The following is a 16,959-nucleotide window of genomic DNA, read 5'->3' on the forward strand; positions in this document are numbered from 1 at the left end:
AGGTGCTTGTGGATTGAGTGAGAGCCGGGCAGGGCTGGGCAGCGAAGGCCGGTATGACACCAGACTTTGATGCAGTCGTGAAGAGTCAATCGCACCGTCCGAAACACTGAATGACCCTGGAAACGTGTCGGATAAACCAAATGGACAAATATTGACTCTGTTGTCCGGCGTAAGATGCTGTCGTGTATGCTTTTTGTCCGTGTCGCAAACGTGGGTAAACGGTTGCCGGAGCGGTGCCTGCGTTTGTTCTTAACGCAAAGCAGCGAAAGCAGCGGAGCAGCAGAGCAGCAAAGACGAGGAACGGATGACCCGCAGGGAGCGGCACTAGCCTTAGTGCCGGTGGTTGGCAAATAGGGTGCGGAGCCTTTCTGTTCGAAGCTTTCCAGGACGCCTTCAAGCTCCTTACGTGGTTATGCTGCATATGACGGCACTAGGCTAGTGCCGCTCCCTGCGAGAGAGTCGCTTCGTTTCGTGGGCACGGTTGGGTGGCATTTATGTTGGGACGTAACACACCTCAACATGGGAGCAGGAATGCTCCCACTCCTTGGCTTGCCGTAAGACATTGAGTAAGTGGCCGCGCTTCAAGACCTGTTTTCATTTTCAACTCGTCCTAATCACTACACACCCTCCAGCGGTGAGGCGTCTCCTGCACTCCACCAAGCGCATCGCATTCCCTTCTTCCTCATCTCTGCTGCTTTCGCTGCTTTGCGATAAACCACCAGCGCGCTCTTCAAACGCACAGCATTCCCGCTGCCTGCGATTCAGCGGGGTGAAAAAGCCCATTCTCGATCTACAAAAGGCCCTCATGGGGGAGGAGAGTACGCCTCGCCCTGCAAGAAAGACATGGCCCTACTGGCTGCTGGCGGCAGTCATCCTTGGCGGCGTGCTCTTGTGGGTCCTGCTCGCGCGCTGAAAAATGAAACGGAACCCCACCCGAGCGAGAGCGCACTACCGCTAGCCCCTGCTATCCCCAGGCGCGACTTCCATGTAGGGAGCCAGAGTCTTGGTGTCCAGAAACACGCCGTAGACCAGACCTGCGAAGCTGGCCACACTGTCCAGCAGACGCCGGTCTTCCGGTTCGAACTTTTTGCCTGCCGTGTGCATCACTGCCCACACGGTACCCACAGGTTCGCCCTTGAGGAAGAAGGGGGAGAGCAGGACCTCCTCCAACGGCGGCGTGATGGACGCGAGGTAGTCGAAGTGACGCTCAGGATGCTGGAAGAGCACGGGGCGCCGCCCTTCAATCACCGTCCCACACGGGCCGAAGTCGCTCGGCGTGCCGGCCTTCACATAGTTCGCCAGTCCACCGTCCACCGCAGGCCAGACGAAGCGCCCGGCGCCAGCATTCAAGAGGCTCACACCGGCGGACTCAGCCCGCGTGAGTTTCCGCGCGGTCAGGCAGAGCTGCTGGAAGATTTCTTCCGGATGCGCCGAGAGCGCCTGGGTCAGAGTCAGCAGCGCCTGGGCTTCCTCGGCGTGGTCCGGTGGCCGCGAAGGACGCTGATTCAGCTCTTCGGTGGCGATGACGGCATCCAGGCCAAGGTGGGGAATTTGCATGGGAGCCTCTAAGGAAATCGTAGTAAGCAGAGATTTCCTTATCAACGCGGGTACTGGGCACCGTGTCAATCCTCGCCCACGATTAAGCTGCAATTGCGGGCAACAAAGCGGACTTACTCCTCAGTTCTCCCCGCCCGAGGGGCCGCCGCTTGCGTGGCGCTCCTCCAGCACCTGCTTGAGCCTCTCCAAGTCATCCTCCAATCGCCGCTTCACCAAATCGCCCGAAGCGAAGACGGCTTCAATCATGCCTTCCCGACGGTAGCGGAACTCGAATAGCAAGCGGGTCTCTCCCGGCAGCATCTCTTGGAGAGTCACTTCACCGGACACCTTCGTCAGGGGATCCGTGTCCCAGCTCACCCGGTTTTTCGAAAAAGACACCAGCCGCGCGCCGAAGACTCTCTCCGCACCCGTCACGCGTGTGCGGATCCACAGGCGGTCGCCGATTTCACGAGGCGCCTCCACGAAGCTCTCTGGGGCAATCGTGGGCCAGTCCTGGTGCTGTCTGAGTGCTTCATGAATGAACGGGGCGGGACAGGCGATGTGGATTTCCACTTGGATGCTGGTCATCGAGGAAATGGGAGCGGGGGACGGGACTGTGGAGGAGGGTGGGCTCGATTCCAATCAGGCATTCACCTTAATTTGAGTTCAGATTCCTCCCGAGAGATGATGCTCCGCTTGCGATTCAGTGGATGTGAAAACCGAATCGCCAGAAGGGATGGTGAGGACGGTTTGTGACAGCTTCGCAGGCGGAAACTTTTCGCTCTACCAAGCTGCAGTGCGCATGGTGGAAATGTATCCGCGAGCGCCGCGTGAGACTTTCTCCGAAGGGTGGACCACCTTGGTCGAGAGCGGACAAATTGGCAGCGAGGGCACGGAGTTCAGGATGGTGGTGCCATTGAGCGTCTTGGGGAGAGAGGACTCGCAGGCTCCCGGTTGCGGCTAGGCGCGCCGTCATTGGGCGGCTGACGGTTTGAGGCATCGGGTCGAAGCCGGTGAAGTTTGTTTCAAATTGCAAACACACACGTTGGCCGGGGGAGCGTGTGTCGATTCTGCTTCTGGTCACACCCCCCAAAGATGACTGCACTGACTCACTACTACTCCCCGGTACCCGTCCAGCATCCCCTTGCCGGGAAGCTGGCGGAAATTTGCAGCTTTTTGCCCACGCCCTTCACGTTGCAGGACGTGGTTGAGGCGGCGGAAATCCACGCGCCTGAGTGCATTTACGATCTCCCCGGCGCATGGGAGTGCCTGAGAAGCACGGAGCAGATCGAGACCGTCGGCTTGTGCGGAAGTGTCTTCCGCCTCACCTCGCGAACATAGCGAGAGGTTGCCTGCAATGCGGGAATGACACGGAGGAAAAGATGCGTTGCTCGGTGCAGTGGGTGATTCCCACTGCCAGTTCGTTTTGTTGGAGGAGTTGGGTATTGGTCTGTGTCCCCGCAGTACAAAGGCCAAGCAAAGTTGGAACCGAATCTTCATATCAGAGACGTCGGGCTACCAGGAGTGGTCCATGCGACAAGGGGATCCATGCAACACCTTGGGTAAGTTCGTCGCTCCGCGCGCTGAAACATCCATGCCGTCTCCTCATACCTCCCGGTATCGTGGTGCTTCCGTGGGCTGGACGCAGCGTGAGCTCCGCCATGAGGCGCGCATCAGGGGGGCGTTTCAGCGTTGCGAGTCGCACGGAGCATATCCGGCACGCGATTCCACGATCACAAACACGAACGCGCATTTCCCCAAGCCCCATCTCATCCATGAATTCCGAACACACCACGCTCATCACCGGAGCTTCAAGCGGCATCGGTCTCCACCTCGCCCATGAGTTTGCCGAGCATGGCCACCCACTCATTTTGGTGGCGCCAGGGCAGAGTGAATTGGAGTCGCTGAAAACTGAGCTTGAGACGAAGCACGGTGTGAAAGTTGAGGTCATCGCGAAGGACCTTGAAAAGCCGGATGCCGCACGGGAAGTCTACGTCGCCGTGGAGCAGCTCGGGGAGGCCGTGGAGATTCTCGTGAACAATGCCGGTCACGGCATGCGTGGGAAGTCCTGGGAGATTCCCATCGACGAAGACATCTCCACCGTCCGGCTGAACATCGAAGCCGTGCTGCGACTCACGAAGCTCTTCATCCAGCCCATGGTCGAGCGCGGCCAGGGGAAGATTTTGAATGTCGCCTCCATCGCCGGCTTCGAGCCGGGACCGATGCTCGCGGTGTATCATGCTTCGAAGGCCTTCGTGCTTTCATGGAGCGAGGCCCTGACCATTGAGCTGGAGGATACAGGAGTGAGCGTCACCGCCCTGTGCCCGGGCGCTACGGACACGGACTTCTTCCCCAAGGCAGACATGGTTGCCGTAAAGGCCTTCCAGGGCTCGAACGTGATGGCTCCCCAAGACGTGGCCAGAGTCGGCTATGAAGGCTTGATGAAGGGAGAGCTTTTTGTCGTGCCTGGCGGGATGAACAAGATGCTCGTGGCCGCACGCCGTATCCTGCCAGAATCCACTCAGGCCAGGCTCAACCAGAGCATGTACGAATATGTGCCCGAGGAGAAGGTAAAACGCCAGCGCGGCGACGTGGAGATCGCAGCAGAGAAAGAGGCGGAGGAAGGTAACGGATACTAATCCTCCCCGGCGTGCGCACTGAAGAAGCCACCGCCGCCTGCGGGAGGATGGCCGGTTTCGCCCACTTCCTTCACGGAAGAGGCTGGATACTCGGCGATGACTGAATCCCCGCGGAAGAATCGCACGAGGGAGTCATCTCCTTCATACCGGTCGGCTTCCACATGGACGGCTCCTACGCTGCTCAAAACTACCCTGTAGACCTTCATGTTTTGAAATCTGCAATCGTTCCTATGGAGTCTGTTTCTAGTTGTGTTTCGTAGGGTGAAGTACCGAGACAGGAGGCAGCACTGAGCCTGAGCTCTCCAGGGCTGTCATGGCTGACTCTTCCACCTTTATTACCGTGGGCGGCAGATGCTCAGCAGGCAGCGTGCCTCCGCGGTGGAAGCGGAGTGAATCATCATCTGGGGTGCAGGAATTGGCCTCGACAACGGTCGTGCCTGGAGAGCTGAGTGCGACTCGGAATACCTTCATTGATGAAATTCGGCGGGGAAGTTTCACGCATCTCGTTTTCAGTTCAAGTGAGCAGATGCGTTTTTTCGACGGCGGCGCTACTGCACTTTGCACGAATCGCCGCAAAGCGCCGTTTGAGTGACAGCTCGGTCACTTCCGCCGCCGCTGGCCCTCCCGAAAAATTTTCCTCCGGATGAAAATGTCTGGTATGCTCATGGAGAAAGGAGCGCTTTTCCATGCATACCTCTTCTCCTGTCTATTCCGCTGGGTCGTGGCTTGCCATCATGGCCATCTGCGCCAGCATCACCTACGCAGGCGGCTTTTTTGTGGCGACGGACCGCGCGATGTCCCAATTGAAGGAACGGGAGGCAACGTGGGAGGCCCAGGCCAGGGCTTCCCGCTCCCGCGAGGACAAGCTGTCGAGGGAGCTTGCCGTGTTGAACGTGAAACTCACGGACAAGGATGAAGAGATGACCAACCTGCGCAAGAAGGTGGAGAGCTTGACCACCGACCTGCAGCGGGTGACAACCACAGCGCAGAAGGACAAGGACGACAAGGAAGCCGAAATCTCGCTGCTGGAAGAGGCCCTTACCTCAAAGGCGGAGCGTGCAGCCCAACTGTATCGCGAAGTGGCAAGAAGGACTGCCATGGCGGTGGACAGCTTTGACCTGCAGAGCCCGCTTTCCATCGAACAGGTCGTCACCGCGAAGAATGCTTTTCATGACATCCAGCACGAAGTGGCTGCCGGCAACTTCAAGGGGCTGGCTCTTACCAATGGCTACCAGCGGCTGAAGACCATCTTCGAGAATCCGGATTTGGAGGGCCTCTCTGCCGGCTACGATGCGGTAAAAGAGGGGGCGAGGTGAGTTGACGGCCCCCGCCTCTGTATGGTAAGTTTGTGGAGAAAGGGTTTTCTCCATGCAAACGGAATCAACAGGGTTTGCGAGTGGACTGTGGCTCACCGTGATTGGCATCTTCATGGGGCTGGGATTCGCCGGAGGTTATCTGGTGGCCTCCAATCACGCCTCCACAGGGCTGAAGAAACGGGAGGCGGAGTGGAATTCGAAGTCTGCTTCCTACTTCGCCCAGGAAAACAAGCTCACGGCCGAATTGGCGGCACTGAAGTCCACCCTTTCCGACAGGGACAAAGAGCTGGCGACTCTGCGCAAGAAAGAGAACGACCGACATGAGCGAGGGGTGGTGGAGCTGTTTCGGAAGGCCAGGCAAGGATTCACCTATATCAAAAGCCAGGTGGACGCCGGTCAGTTCGAGGGACTCGACGGTACCGATGGCTTCCAGATTCTGAGCGCCGCCTTCGAGGAAGAGAAAAAGTGAATGCCCCTCGGAGGTGAGGCGTCCCGCCTGACAGCGGGCGTTAGGCCTCCGGCCTGACGGAAGGAGTGCCACCTCACGATTTCACGCCAAAGGGACGACTGGGTTAACCGCAAAGGGGCAAAGCAGCAAAGGACGCAGAGGAGCGGGAGGGGGCTGAGTGAGCGCAGGGGCCAGAGAAGCGGAGACATCACTGGCCAATACATCTCCATCTGCGGCGATACCTTGCGTCAAGGAGTGGGGACATTCCTGTCCCCATGGGAAGGTGGCTGCCTGTAAAGTTGCTCCTGCCTGTGAATCTCAATCCTGCTCCATCGGGGATTAGTTCGCTGTCCCAAGGTCCTGCTCATCCAAAATGGGGACAGGAATGTCCCCACTCCTTGACACGACGCCTCGCTCTTGAGCGCCAAGTCCACCCGACCGCGATCCTCCGCGCTCTCTGCCCCTTTGCGGTTAACCGGAATCGTCCCTTCTGCGTGAAATCGCGAATTGACGTTCCTAACGTCAGGCCGGAGGCCTAACGCCCACTGTCAGGCGGGGACGCCTAACCTCCTTCAGTTTCTTTGCCGCTCTGCTGCTTTGCGTTCCTCCCTCACCCAGAGAGGGCTATCTACCGCCCGCCACCTTCCCGGTTGAGCTTTTCCCGGGGCGCTCGTACCGTATCTGAATGCCGCAGCGCGACTTCCCGCACGCCAGCCATCGCCCGATTTCCCTGTTTCAGACCTGTTGTTGTTGTTTCAGCAGGCCTGCTGCCATCGCGCTTGCCTGCGGCTTGGTGCTTTTTTCCGCGTCCGCAGTCCCGGCCCAGAAGGTGGCCCTGGCGGACCGCCCCACCTATCAACTCGCTCTCGCCGCCTCCCAGGAGGGCATGCATGAGGTGGCTGCGCTGAAGTATGAAAAGGTGCTCAAGGAAAAGGACCTCACCCGTCAGGAGTCTGCCCAGCTCAGCGAGCGCCTTGTAGATGCCCTCCTCCGTGCCGGGCTGGCAGACAAGGCTCTGGTCGCCCTGACCCTTTTCGAGGTGCCGGATGCTCCCTTCTGGAAAGGGCAGGCCTTTCTCCTGCAGCAGAAGTTCAAAGAAGCCGAGGCCGAGCTGAAGACCTACCTGAAAACGCCTGCCAACAAGTACCCTTCGCAGGCAAACCTTGCTCTGGGCAAGGCCATCATCGGCCAGGGACGTGAGAATGCCGGGCGTAAGTCACTCAAGGACGTGCTGACCAATCCCTACGGCGTGCTCGCCGAGCAGGCCTATGACTTGAGCAATGAGTCCGAGGCCATGTCCGGCCGTGCGGACGTCGTGCTGCGCCGGCTGGGACCGGACCGCGGTACGAATGAGTCGGAGTTCGTCCGCGCGGTCGCGTTGCTGGAGGAAGGGGAGGGGAAGCAGGCGGAGGTTGTCCTGCGCCGGTACCTGGATTCGAGCGAGTCGCTGCCGCTGCGCCTGCATGATGCCTCCTTCGTGCGCCTGGCTGAGGCGTATGCCATGCAGGGGCGTTCCAGTATCGCGGCCAAGCGCTTGCGCGCCTTCATGGATCGCGATACGCCGAGCGATTACCTGGAGCAGGCCTTCGCCCTCTTCCGCACTGTTGCGCCGGAGGATGACAATTCGGTGCTGAAAACCCTGCTCACCTGGGCCGCGGATCCCACGCCGCCGGACCGGCATGCGCTCGCCCTCTATCACATCGGCCAGTGGCTCGTGGAGCGGGGCAGGGGAGAAGAGGCCATAGGCTTCTTCGAGAGCTTCCGCATCCTCTACCCGGACCACGCACGCCAGGCGGATGCCCTGCGCGCGCTGATGGCGCTGTACGGCGCGGCGCGCGCGGATGACCGCGTGGTCGACCTCTGGCGCAGCCGCTATGGAAATGCGGGGCCTGATATTGTGGATTACATCTTGGGCATCGTACGCTTTTCCCGTGGCGAGTATGCCGGGGCTGGGGATCACTTCATGCGCACTGCATCGGAGACTTCGGATACCATGCTGCTGCGCCTCGCCGTTTACAATGCCGGCATGTCCGCCGTGAAAGGGAAGGATGAAGAGAAGTTCCGCGTGTGCCTGGCCCAGCTCCAGCAGCCGGTGACCGTGCCGGCCGGTGGCCTGCCTCTCCAGCCCTCCTCTCAGGCGCAGGCAGAGGACCAGGCGCCGAAGCTGCTCCTGGAGCGCGCCCTCGGACTCGCGGCAAAACGCGACCCGCAGGCGGACAAGGCACTGGAGGAGTTTCTCCAGGCGTATCCACACCACCCCCGTGCCGTGGAGGCTCACATCGCGCAGGCGGAGCTGGCCATGCTGGACCTTCCCGCCCGCACGAAGGCCGCCGGCGCCGCGCTGGATGCCGCGGAGCAAATCCCCGCGCTGGAGGACAAGTGGCGCGAGCGCCTCGCCTATATCCGCGTGTGGTGGCATGAGGCTGCGGGGAACCTGGAAGGCGTGACCGCGTCCGGTGCGAACTTCCTCGCCCAGTGGTCTGAGTCCGACTGGCGTGATGAAGTGCGCATGAAGGTCGCGCAAGCCTACTATCGCCGTGAGGAATACGCCCGCGCCGTCGCGGAGTTTGAGACGCTCGCGGAAGAGCACGCCGATTCACCCTATGCCGATGTCGCCATCTTCTTTGCGGGGAAGGCAGCCATGGCCCAGCTCACGCCTGCAGGCTTGGAGAAGGCCATCGGGCTCTGGGCAGAACTCGTCGCACGTGAGAGCCCACTCGCCTCTGAAGCGCGCCGTCAGCAAGCCGTGGCCAAGCGTCGTCAGGGCAAAGAAGATGAGGCGCTGAGCGTGATCGATGCCCTCCTGAGCAGCAAGCCCGCACCGGAAGGCGATGCGCGCTTCGACCTCATCATGGAAAAGGGCGAACTCCTCGTGCTGCTCGCGCGCAAGGACCCGAAGAATCTCGATGACGCCGCCTCCGTCTTCCGCTCGGTCGTGGAAGACAAGAACGCCTCCCGCGCCTGGCGCCAGCGCGCCGGCATCCTCCTTGCGCAGTGCCATCAGCAAGCCGGTCGCCGCTCCGCTGCACTCGAAGCGTGTTTCGATGTGCTCGAAGCCGGGCTTTCCCCGCAAACCGCCATGCAGCTCTCCCCACAGGACCGCGTGTGGATCTTCCGCGCCGGATTCATGGCCATCGAACTCCTCGAAGGCCAGAAGCAATGGGAAGCCGCCGCCCGCCTCGCCGACCGCCTCGCCAAAATCGGCGGCGAACGCTCCGACGAAGCCGCCCAGCGCGCCGAGCGCTTGCGGCTGGAGCATTTGATTTGGGAGAAGTAGCCGGTGCGACAGTGAGCGGTAAGCGGTGCGACGGTGGAGGTGCTCGGTGTGTTGACGCTTTTACCCGCTATCATCAAAGGTCGCAAAGCAACAAAGGATAAGAGGCTGATTTGTCACGTCCCTGCTCCATATTCATCTTTGCTGCTCTGCTGCTTCGCTGCTTTGCGATTAAAATGACTGCGCCCGCCACCCCCAGTCACGCCGCGCACCCTTACAGCCCACCGTCCTACTGTTGACGGCGCAATTCCCTGTCCCTTGCGGGGTGATGGAATATCTGATTCTCTCAAGCGATGGCAAAAGTATCCAGCTCTCCGGCAAAATTCCTGTACCTCCTGTTTCGCTGGCTGGCATGCGGACTTCTGCTCGTTGGAGGCGCAAGCTGTACCCTTTCCAGCCGCACCCGCGCCTGTATCGACAGCGTTGGTCCGTCGCAGAACTATCCGTCTGACATCTGGTGCTCCTGGGTAGCTCGGTACCGTCCTGTCTTCGATGCGGATCCCCTGTTTCTGCTTGAGAAGGAAACAGGAAAGAACAGCAAAGTCTCACTGAGATTTACCCAGCCCGATGGTACCGTGGATCATGTGGTGCTTCGTGAAGTGCAGATGACTCCATCGCGTCGCGGTGCCAAGTCGGTCATTCTACTGGAGGATCCCACGACCATTCGATTGGTGTCTCACAAGGTCGATCCGCGCCTTCTAAGTTCCTTGAGAAAAGCATTGGAGCTTCCCTCTGGGAGTGTTGACTTTCCGGTGGATCTGAAACCCCGGCCGTATCCCTATGTGGTGCGCGTAGCGGGAGAGTGGGTTTCCAAAAACGGCACTCGCAAGCCCTTCGACAGGCAGTACACCATCAAAATCTCATGGAGGATGGCTCTGCTGCGTGGGGCGCATTCGCCAGCTCCTTCGTACAATCGACCCCATGCGAAGAGGCCCAAGCACAAAAAGTTCCCCTTCGGCTGAATCCAGGCTCGGTGCCCCACCGTCCTACCGCTCACCGCTTACTGTCGCACCGCTTACCGCTTGACCCCCGCCCCAGATTCAGCCACTCAAAGGGACTCCGTTTCGCCCCCGCCCGCCTCCTTTCATGCCCAAGTACATCACCACCATCGGCCTCGAAGTCCACGCGCAGCTCAACACGCGGAGCAAGATGTTCTGCGGGTGCCCTGCGGAATACGGCGCGGACCCGAATACGCACACCTGCCCCACCTGCCTGGGGCTCCCGGGCGCGCTGCCGGTGCTGAACGTGGAGGCGATTGAGAAGACCATGGTCGCCGGGCTCATGCTCGGCTGCAGCACGCCGGAAATCTCGAAGTGGGACCGCAAGAACTACTTCTACCCGGACATGCCGAAGAACTACCAGCTCACGCAGTTCGACCTGCCCCTGTGTCTCGGTGGCGGTGTGCCGTTGTATGAGTTTGCCTATCCGAAGGACGCGCAGAAGAACATCAAGAACCCCGGCAAGGTGGTGAAGCTCACCCGCATCCACCTCGAAGAAGACGTGGGCAAGAGCACGCACACCGGCGCTGGCACCATGCTCGACTTCAACCGCGCCGGCACTCCGCTCATGGAAATCGTGAGCGACCCGGACATCGACAGCGCGGAGGAGGCTTTCGCCTACCTCAACAGCCTGCGCCAGATCCTGCTCTACGGTGGCGTGAGTGATGCCGACATGGAGAAGGGCCAGCTCCGTTGCGACGTGAACATCAGCCTGCGTCCGGAAGGACAGCAGGAACTTGGCGCGAAGATCGAGCTTAAGAACCTGAACTCCGTGAGCGCCGTGCGCCGCGCCATCCACGCGGAGATCGAGCGTCAGACCGAAGCACTCGATCGTGGCGAGAAGCTCATTCAAAGCACCCGCCGCTGGGATGATGACCGCGGCGAGACCCAGCTCATGCGCACGAAGGAAGACGCGCATGACTACCGCTACTTCCCCTGTCCTGACCTCCTTCCCATCCGCACCGCGCCCCTGCTCGCTGAGGCGAAGAAGCGCGTGCCCGAGCTGCCGCATGAGAAATGCGACCGCTTCGTGAAGGACTACGCCGTGAGCGCGTACGATGCGAACGTGCTGGCCAGCGAGCAGTCCCTCGCCGCATGGTTCGAGCAGGCCGTGGCCGCCGCCGGACCGAAGGTGCCCGCGAAGAAAATTGCGAACTGGGTCATCAACGAACTCCTTGGCGTGCTGAATGCCAATGGCGTGACGCTGGAGCAGTCACCCATCACTCCGCAAGCCCTGAGCGAGCTCGTCGCCGCGGTGGAGACGGGCAGCATCAGCAACAATCAAGCGAAGGAAGTCTTCGCCGAGATGTTCGCCACCGGCAAAACCGCCGCCGTAGTCATCAAGGAAAAAGGCTTCGAGCAGGTGAGTGACACCGGCGCTCTGGAAAAGCTCTGCGACGACGTCATCGCCGCCAACCCAGCCAAGGTGGAAGAGTTCAAAGCCGGCAACGACAAGGTGCTGAACTGGATGACCGGCCAAATCATGAAAGCCAGCGGCGGCAAGGCGAACCCGAAGGTGCTCGGTGAGCTGTTGCGAGCGAAGTTGTCATAGCTGCCGGTGCGACGGTGGGAGCGGTGCATGAAAGCTGCGTCAGTTCGCAGGGAGCGGCACTAGCCTGGTGCCGTCATGGAGGCGAACGCCTCCCGCTTTGTACGTGAACGTTAGCCCAAAATAAGGAAGCGGTGCCGAAGGCCTTGGACTGCGCGCAGCCCTGCTGCCGCTTTCCTAAAGTGCAGCCTGCTGCACGCTTCACCGCGACGAAGTCGCCAAGCCCTCAGGATACGCCACCTTGCGCGGGTGTAAAAACAAGAACCCTACCTCGCGTTGCAGGTCTACCGCTTCACCCGCATTATGCGACTTTCCCATGAAGCTCTTCTACTCAGCCACTACTCCTGAAGTCGCCGTGCTTGCCACGCGAGAGGAATACCGTGCGCTTACAGAAGCTTTGCGTACACCAGGGCAGGCAAGGATGCACGCTTCACAAGAGGGTAACCCGGAGCCCTATGCGGCATTTCTTCAAGGCATCGTCGTCACCTGTGGCGGCGAGGAAAGGGTGTCCGTCATCGTGAACCCGGAGTGCAGCACCCTTGAGTTCAGGGGGTGTGGCGCGTCGCTCGCCATGCTCGCCGTCAATGTCGCCTCCTTCGGTGCGGAGGCCGACATGGATTCGCATTCGCATGAGGAGTACTACGAAGGCCACTTCTACCTGGAGAAGGATTCCCTGCCGGTGGTTTTCGAACTACACTGAGGCACGCAACACCTCCAAGACCTCCGGATGAATCATCTTGGCCATTTCAAAAGCGTTCCCAAAATCGTGTTCCGCTTCCAGATTTGGATTCGAGCCATACTCAAGCAGCAAGGCCACCACCGCCGCATGGCCCTGGCTCACCGCCTCATGCAGAGCGGTGAATCCATATTCTCCCGGAACATTCACCCCAGCTCCCGCTTCCAGCAGCGTGCGACAGGCTTCCAAATCTCCACGAGTGGCGAAGATATGAAGTGCTGTCTCGCCGAACGCATAACGGCCGTTCAGCTCAATCTCGTCCACGTCGATGAAATGGAATAGTCCATCATTTTTGAGGTTGGTGAGGATGGATTGGACGGAGGGATTCATAAAGGGCACTGGACTCCAAGGATTGCGGGAATCTCCTGCCTGATTTGGTTCCTTGGGCAGGAGGGGAGGTGTTCATCGCGCCAGGCGTCTGAACAGTCTCTCCGACCACGAGGGCCGCGTGGCTGGCACGGTAGATTTGTCATAGTGCTCCGCCTCAATCACCGCCTGCAGGCGCGTAGCTGAGTGGTATGGCCAGATACGCAGAATTCGTCCGGTGGGTAGAACCGCTTTTTCGACGAATCGAGGGTCATCCAGGTCACAAAGATACAGATGGGGATCTTCGGTGACCTGCGAAAACATGATGAGCTGTCCCGCTGGGAGCGTGGCAGCCTCGGAGTCATAGCAGTCTTCGAGTTCGAGACTCGCGACTGTGTCGTAGGCCCACACAAGAGTCACCGGGATGTCGGAGGAAACCCGTCTCCATTCCCGCGTGATCGTGGGATTTTCAATGTGGGTCGCTTCATCCATAAGCTGGGCGATGGACTATCTGTAGCGCGACCTCACTCGCGCAGGGTCGCGCTACCCCAGCACCGTCGTCCTCGTAAACGCCGACGCCACCTTGTACCCGCGGGCTTCGATGTTCGCGCGTCCGCCTTCTTCACGATCCAGCAGCACGAGCACGAAGGCGATCTTCCCGCCTTCGGCTTCAATCGCATCAATAGCCTTCAGCGTGGAGCCGCCGGTGGTGATGACGTCATCCACGACCACCACGGCATCGCCTTCCTTGAAGTTGCCTTCCACCAGCTTCTTGCGGCCGTGGGACTTGGCTTCCTTGCGCACGCTGAAGGCGTGAATTGGGAAGGCATCGCCAGCGAGGTGCGAGTACATGGCGATGGCTAGCGAAATGGGGTCCGCGCCCATGGTGAGGCCACCCACCCCCACGGGGAAGGCGCTTGCTTCCTTCTCCGTTTCGCGCAGCAGCGCATGCATCACCTGGCCCACGAGATTCGCGCCCTCGGCATCCAGCGTGGTGAGGCGGCAATCCACGTACAGGTCACTCTTGGCACCACTGGCCAGCGTGAAGTCACCGCGCATCACGGATTTCTTGAGCAGGATGGCACGGAGGGCGGCTTTGGCTTCGGTCAGGGAGAGGTCGGGCATGGGAAGGGAGGGGGAATGGAAGTGTGATCGTGTCCTATAGCCATGGCTGCCCGCTTGTCCACGGCTACGGTAGCGGGCGCTCTTCCAATGTAGAAGGCTTCTTCAGAAGCCTTGTCAGGGGGCGTCTGATTGGCCGCAAGGAGACGCAAAAAGCCAGGAGCTTTTGGCGCTGGGTTTGACTGAGGCATTCGAGAATGATGAGTGGAGTGCACGGGGTAAAAAAGGCTTCTGGAGGGGCCTTCTACGTTGAATCAGCCACGCAGTCTTTTTGTGTGTTTTGCGGTCATGTAGGCCCTGCCTACGGAATGCACTAGGGCGTGTTTTAGAAATGGTATTTGATAGCATTGAGAACGCAAGCTAGCTGAACAAAGGCGAGGAAGGTGGCAGCAAGTTTGTCGAGGCGGCGGTCGATGCGAAGGAAGGTTTTGAGGCGTTGGAAGAAGTTTTCCACTTGGTGACGCTTGCGATACCAGCCTTTATGATGTGCGGCTGGCTGCTTGCGTCTCTCGCGTGCGGGCACGCAAACGCCCACACCGCGGTCCTCCCAATGGTCACGCAAGGCATCGACATCATAGGCTTTGTCTCCCACCAGCGTACAGCCTTTGGGCACGGCCTTGGTCAACTCGAGAGCCACTGTAGATTCATGAACCTGTCCGGCACTCAGCTTCACGCAACAGGCCATGCCTTTGGTATCTACCAAGGCGTGAACCTTGGTGTTGGCCCCGCCCTTGGTGCGCCCGATGGCATTGGCTTGGACTCCTCCATGTCCGCCATTGGCAAACTGATGCACCTTGCAGCACGTAGCATCCATGTGGCGCAGCTTGCCTGTGGTGTAGCGTGCCAGCCTGCCTAAAAGGCGCTGCCAAAGGCCACCCGCCAGCCAGCGACGAAAGCGACCGTACACTGTCTCCCAAGGGCCAAACCCCTCAGGCAGGTCCCGCCATGGGGCTCCTGTACGCAGCACCCAGACAATGCCCTCCAGCATCAACCGCACATCCTTGGAAGGACGGCCACGCCGGCGTCTCCTTTTGGATCGAATCGAAAAATCTTTCTCCGACCGCTTACGTTAATTTTTTTAGCGCCTCCCAGCGGGCGTCCGACAGCCACAAACGTTTGATTGGTTGCATCGCAATCACCTATCACTCAAGAACATTGCCCAGGCAATCTCGTCGTCCTACATTATCAAAACACGCCCTAGGGGCTGTCAGGAACTTCTGGTAAAAGAAAGCACCCAAAAACTCACCGGACCATGTGGCCTCAAACCTCTCTTAGCGCGATTATCCTGTCTGCCATACTGCTCGTGACCGGGAGGGAGTCTTCAGCCGAAGAGATCTCCCTGAAGATCAATGGCGGCACTGTCCGGCAAACCGATCAGGCCATCTTGTACTGGGAGCCCGATGGAGGAACTCCCGAGGTGCTGGATCCGTCGGTAGAGGGTGCCACCGCGATGCAATGGACCTTGGGCGCTGGATATTTTGACGGGGACAAGATTGCCCTGTGGAGGGGGGACGCCCCGGGCCACTCGGAATACTGGGCATACACTCAAAAAGGTGGCAAATGGCAACTGACGGACAAAGCCATGATGGGATCCGTTTTGAGCTGGGAATTCGACCAGGTCCGATTCAGTTCCGTGCGTGTACTGGAACTCCTGAAGTACAAGAAGGTGGCGACCAAGTTCGAAATCACCGATGAACCCCGTGGCGGTCATCCGCTCTACCGCAAGGTGCTTCGCAATGAATTGGAGTGGACCCCGTCAGGTACGCATATTGAAAATGAAGGGAAGGAACCGATAAAAGCCCCGATTTCTCTGAAAATCGGTGGCGGCACCGTCAAAGAAATCCGAACACACGCGAGTCCCTATACCTATATGGCCACTCTGTATTGGGAGCCTGATGGAGGGACTCCGCAGGTGCTGCATCAGTCAGAGTGGAGTTCCCTGCGCGATCCGCAACTGACGCTGCGCACCGGCTATTTTGAAGGGAACAAGATCGCCTTGTGGAGAGTGAGCGCCACCAATGCAACCGAATACTGGGGCTTCACGCAAAAGAATGGGGAATGGCAACTGACAGACATGGCCGAGTTGGAATCCATCACGTTTTTGAACTACGACCAGGTTCGCTTCAGTTCCGCTCGTGTACTTGAGCTTCTGATTCGTAAGAAGGTGGTGACCAGGTTTGAAATCACCGATGAACCCCGTGGTGATCATTCGCTTTATCGCAAGGTGCTTCGTAATGAATTGGAGTGGGCACCTTTAGGAACGGTTGTCGGGACGGAGTCGCAGGAGTTCAGGAAGGCACAAGCACAAGCACACCCACAGGCGCGGAAGCCCGGCACGGAACCGGTTGCCGTGCGAGTTTCCGATGCTCCCACGCCCCCAGTGGAGATCCCGGACTTCGCCAAGTTGAGCGACAGCGAACCGGTGAAGGCGCTGCTGAGCGGCGACCTGGCCAGATACGAGGCCCTTATCAAAGCGGACGACCCGGCTGCATTGCGGCTGCTCTTTCGTGTTTACACGACTGCGAAGAAGGAAGGGATATACTGGAATCGCGCCTTGTGGTTGCTTTCCAAAAGTCCGCAGACCTGGGTGATGGAGGAGATACGGAAAGACTTCTTGAGCGCGCCCTCCATTACCCTCCCTCCCAATGCAGAATTTGGGGCGGGGCAATCGTCCGAACTCATTCAGAAACCCAAGTACATCCTGGCTGCGACCCTCGTGAGGATCGGCGATCTTGAAATGTTGACGCGCCTCTGGTGGGAATTTTCCTCCCTGTCTCCCGAGGACCAGATGGTGGTGGCCATGGCTGCGTATGAGATGCCCAGACTGGGAATGGTGCAGACCATCCTGAACGCCACCAAGTCTGCGAAGACCGACAAGATTGCCGATGCCCTGATCAACTCAGCGAACCAACTCGTCGTCCAGGCGCTGGCGGATCCCGTCAAACGCGAAGGAGCCATCCGTGTGGGCGAACATTTGAGAAGCAAGGGTCTCGCCCGTGGGTTCCTGCTCGAAATGCTGAAGTGATGTTGCTTCC

18 protein-coding genes are annotated in these 16,959 nt (G+C 59.5%); 10 read left to right on the forward strand and 8 right to left on the reverse strand.

Annotation, left to right across the window (positions count from 1 at the left end):
• The first annotated feature begins 769 nt into the window (after positions 1–769).
• On the forward strand, positions 770–913 hold the full coding sequence (locus G5S37_RS09260) for a hypothetical protein (protein ID WP_165202977.1): 144 nt from the start codon (positions 770–772) through the stop codon (positions 911–913).
• Positions 914–954: 41 nt separating this feature from the next.
• On the opposite strand, the gene G5S37_RS09265 is transcribed toward G5S37_RS09260, so the two are convergent.
• Together G5S37_RS09265 and G5S37_RS09270 are read right to left on the reverse strand one after the other, a co-directional pair.
• Positions 955–1,557, reverse strand: a complete 603-nt coding sequence (locus G5S37_RS09265; protein ID WP_165202979.1) for a GAF domain-containing protein — start codon at positions 1,555–1,557, stop codon at positions 955–957.
• Between the two features lie 120 nt (positions 1,558–1,677).
• Positions 1,678–2,124 (reverse strand): SRPBCC family protein, encoded by a 447-nt coding sequence (locus tag G5S37_RS09270; RefSeq protein ID WP_165202981.1) that lies wholly within the window; start codon positions 2,122–2,124, stop codon positions 1,678–1,680.
• Between the two features lie 507 nt (positions 2,125–2,631).
• Between G5S37_RS09270 and G5S37_RS09275 the strand changes: the two genes are divergently transcribed.
• Both G5S37_RS09275 and G5S37_RS09280 read left to right on the forward strand, forming a co-directional pair.
• Positions 2,632–2,877 carry a hypothetical protein gene (locus G5S37_RS09275; RefSeq protein WP_165202983.1) on the forward strand — a complete coding sequence of 82 codons (246 nt, stop codon included), beginning with the start codon at positions 2,632–2,634 and terminating at the stop codon, positions 2,875–2,877.
• 434 nt (positions 2,878–3,311) lie between these two features.
• On the forward strand, positions 3,312–4,175 hold the full coding sequence (locus G5S37_RS09280) for an SDR family oxidoreductase (RefSeq protein ID WP_165202985.1): 864 nt from the start codon (positions 3,312–3,314) through the stop codon (positions 4,173–4,175).
• Here G5S37_RS09280 and G5S37_RS09285 read toward each other — a convergent pair.
• Together G5S37_RS09285 and G5S37_RS09290 are read right to left on the reverse strand one after the other, a co-directional pair.
• Positions 4,172–4,381, reverse strand: coding sequence for a hypothetical protein (locus G5S37_RS09285; protein WP_165202987.1), 210 nt, complete (start codon positions 4,379–4,381; stop codon positions 4,172–4,174). The genes G5S37_RS09280 and G5S37_RS09285 overlap by 4 nt on opposite strands.
• 308 nt (positions 4,382–4,689) lie before the next feature.
• Positions 4,690–4,863, reverse strand: coding sequence for a hypothetical protein (locus tag G5S37_RS09290; protein WP_165202989.1), 174 nt, complete (start codon positions 4,861–4,863; stop codon positions 4,690–4,692).
• Here G5S37_RS09290 and G5S37_RS09295 point away from each other — a divergent pair.
• From G5S37_RS09295 to G5S37_RS09320, 6 genes are all read left to right on the forward strand, one after another.
• Positions 4,862–5,491, forward strand: a complete 630-nt coding sequence (locus G5S37_RS09295) for a hypothetical protein (protein ID WP_165202991.1) — start codon at positions 4,862–4,864, stop codon at positions 5,489–5,491. The two genes, G5S37_RS09290 and G5S37_RS09295, sit on opposite strands and share 2 nt — an antisense overlap.
• A gap of 52 nt (positions 5,492–5,543) precedes the next feature.
• The gene (locus tag G5S37_RS09300; RefSeq protein ID WP_165202993.1) at positions 5,544–5,960 is read left to right on the forward strand and encodes a hypothetical protein; all 417 of its coding nucleotides are present in this window, start codon (positions 5,544–5,546) and stop codon (positions 5,958–5,960) included.
• A 772-nt stretch (positions 5,961–6,732) separates the two neighbouring features.
• Positions 6,733–9,216, forward strand: a complete 2,484-nt coding sequence (gene bamD, locus G5S37_RS09305) for an outer membrane protein assembly factor BamD (RefSeq protein ID WP_165202995.1) — start codon at positions 6,733–6,735, stop codon at positions 9,214–9,216.
• Positions 9,217–9,506: 290 nt separating this feature from the next.
• Positions 9,507–10,175, forward strand: a complete 669-nt coding sequence (locus G5S37_RS09310) for a hypothetical protein (RefSeq protein WP_165202997.1) — start codon at positions 9,507–9,509, stop codon at positions 10,173–10,175.
• A 124-nt stretch (positions 10,176–10,299) separates the two neighbouring features.
• The gene (gene gatB / locus G5S37_RS09315; protein WP_165202999.1) at positions 10,300–11,763 is read left to right on the forward strand and encodes an Asp-tRNA(Asn)/Glu-tRNA(Gln) amidotransferase subunit GatB; all 1,464 of its coding nucleotides are present in this window, start codon (positions 10,300–10,302) and stop codon (positions 11,761–11,763) included.
• A 313-nt stretch (positions 11,764–12,076) separates the two neighbouring features.
• Entirely contained in the window at positions 12,077–12,460 is a 384-nt protein-coding gene (locus G5S37_RS09320) for a hypothetical protein (protein WP_165203001.1), read from the forward strand.
• Here G5S37_RS09320 and G5S37_RS09325 read toward each other — a convergent pair.
• From G5S37_RS09325 to G5S37_RS09340, 4 genes are all read right to left on the reverse strand, one after another.
• The gene (locus tag G5S37_RS09325) at positions 12,452–12,826 is read right to left on the reverse strand and encodes an ankyrin repeat domain-containing protein (RefSeq protein ID WP_165203003.1); all 375 of its coding nucleotides are present in this window, start codon (positions 12,824–12,826) and stop codon (positions 12,452–12,454) included. The genes G5S37_RS09320 and G5S37_RS09325 overlap by 9 nt on opposite strands.
• Before the next feature lie 72 nt (positions 12,827–12,898).
• Positions 12,899–13,294 carry a hypothetical protein gene (locus G5S37_RS09330; RefSeq protein ID WP_165203005.1) on the reverse strand — a complete coding sequence of 132 codons (396 nt, stop codon included), beginning with the start codon at positions 13,292–13,294 and terminating at the stop codon, positions 12,899–12,901.
• A gap of 51 nt (positions 13,295–13,345) precedes the next feature.
• On the reverse strand, positions 13,346–13,927 hold the full coding sequence (gene pyrE, locus G5S37_RS09335; RefSeq protein ID WP_165203007.1) for an orotate phosphoribosyltransferase: 582 nt from the start codon (positions 13,925–13,927) through the stop codon (positions 13,346–13,348).
• Positions 13,928–14,249: 322 nt separating this feature from the next.
• Positions 14,250–14,966 (reverse strand): IS5 family transposase, encoded by a 717-nt coding sequence (locus tag G5S37_RS09340; RefSeq protein ID WP_276617058.1) that lies wholly within the window; start codon positions 14,964–14,966, stop codon positions 14,250–14,252.
• A gap of 210 nt (positions 14,967–15,176) precedes the next feature.
• On the opposite strand from G5S37_RS09340, the gene G5S37_RS09345 reads away from it, so the two are divergent.
• Positions 15,177–16,949 (forward strand): hypothetical protein, encoded by a 1,773-nt coding sequence (locus G5S37_RS09345; protein ID WP_165203011.1) that lies wholly within the window; start codon positions 15,177–15,179, stop codon positions 16,947–16,949.
• The last annotated feature ends 10 nt before the right edge of the window (positions 16,950–16,959 follow it).

Source organism: Roseimicrobium sp. ORNL1, from assembly GCF_011044495.1.
GTDB lineage: Bacteria > Verrucomicrobiota > Verrucomicrobiia > Verrucomicrobiales > Verrucomicrobiaceae > Roseimicrobium.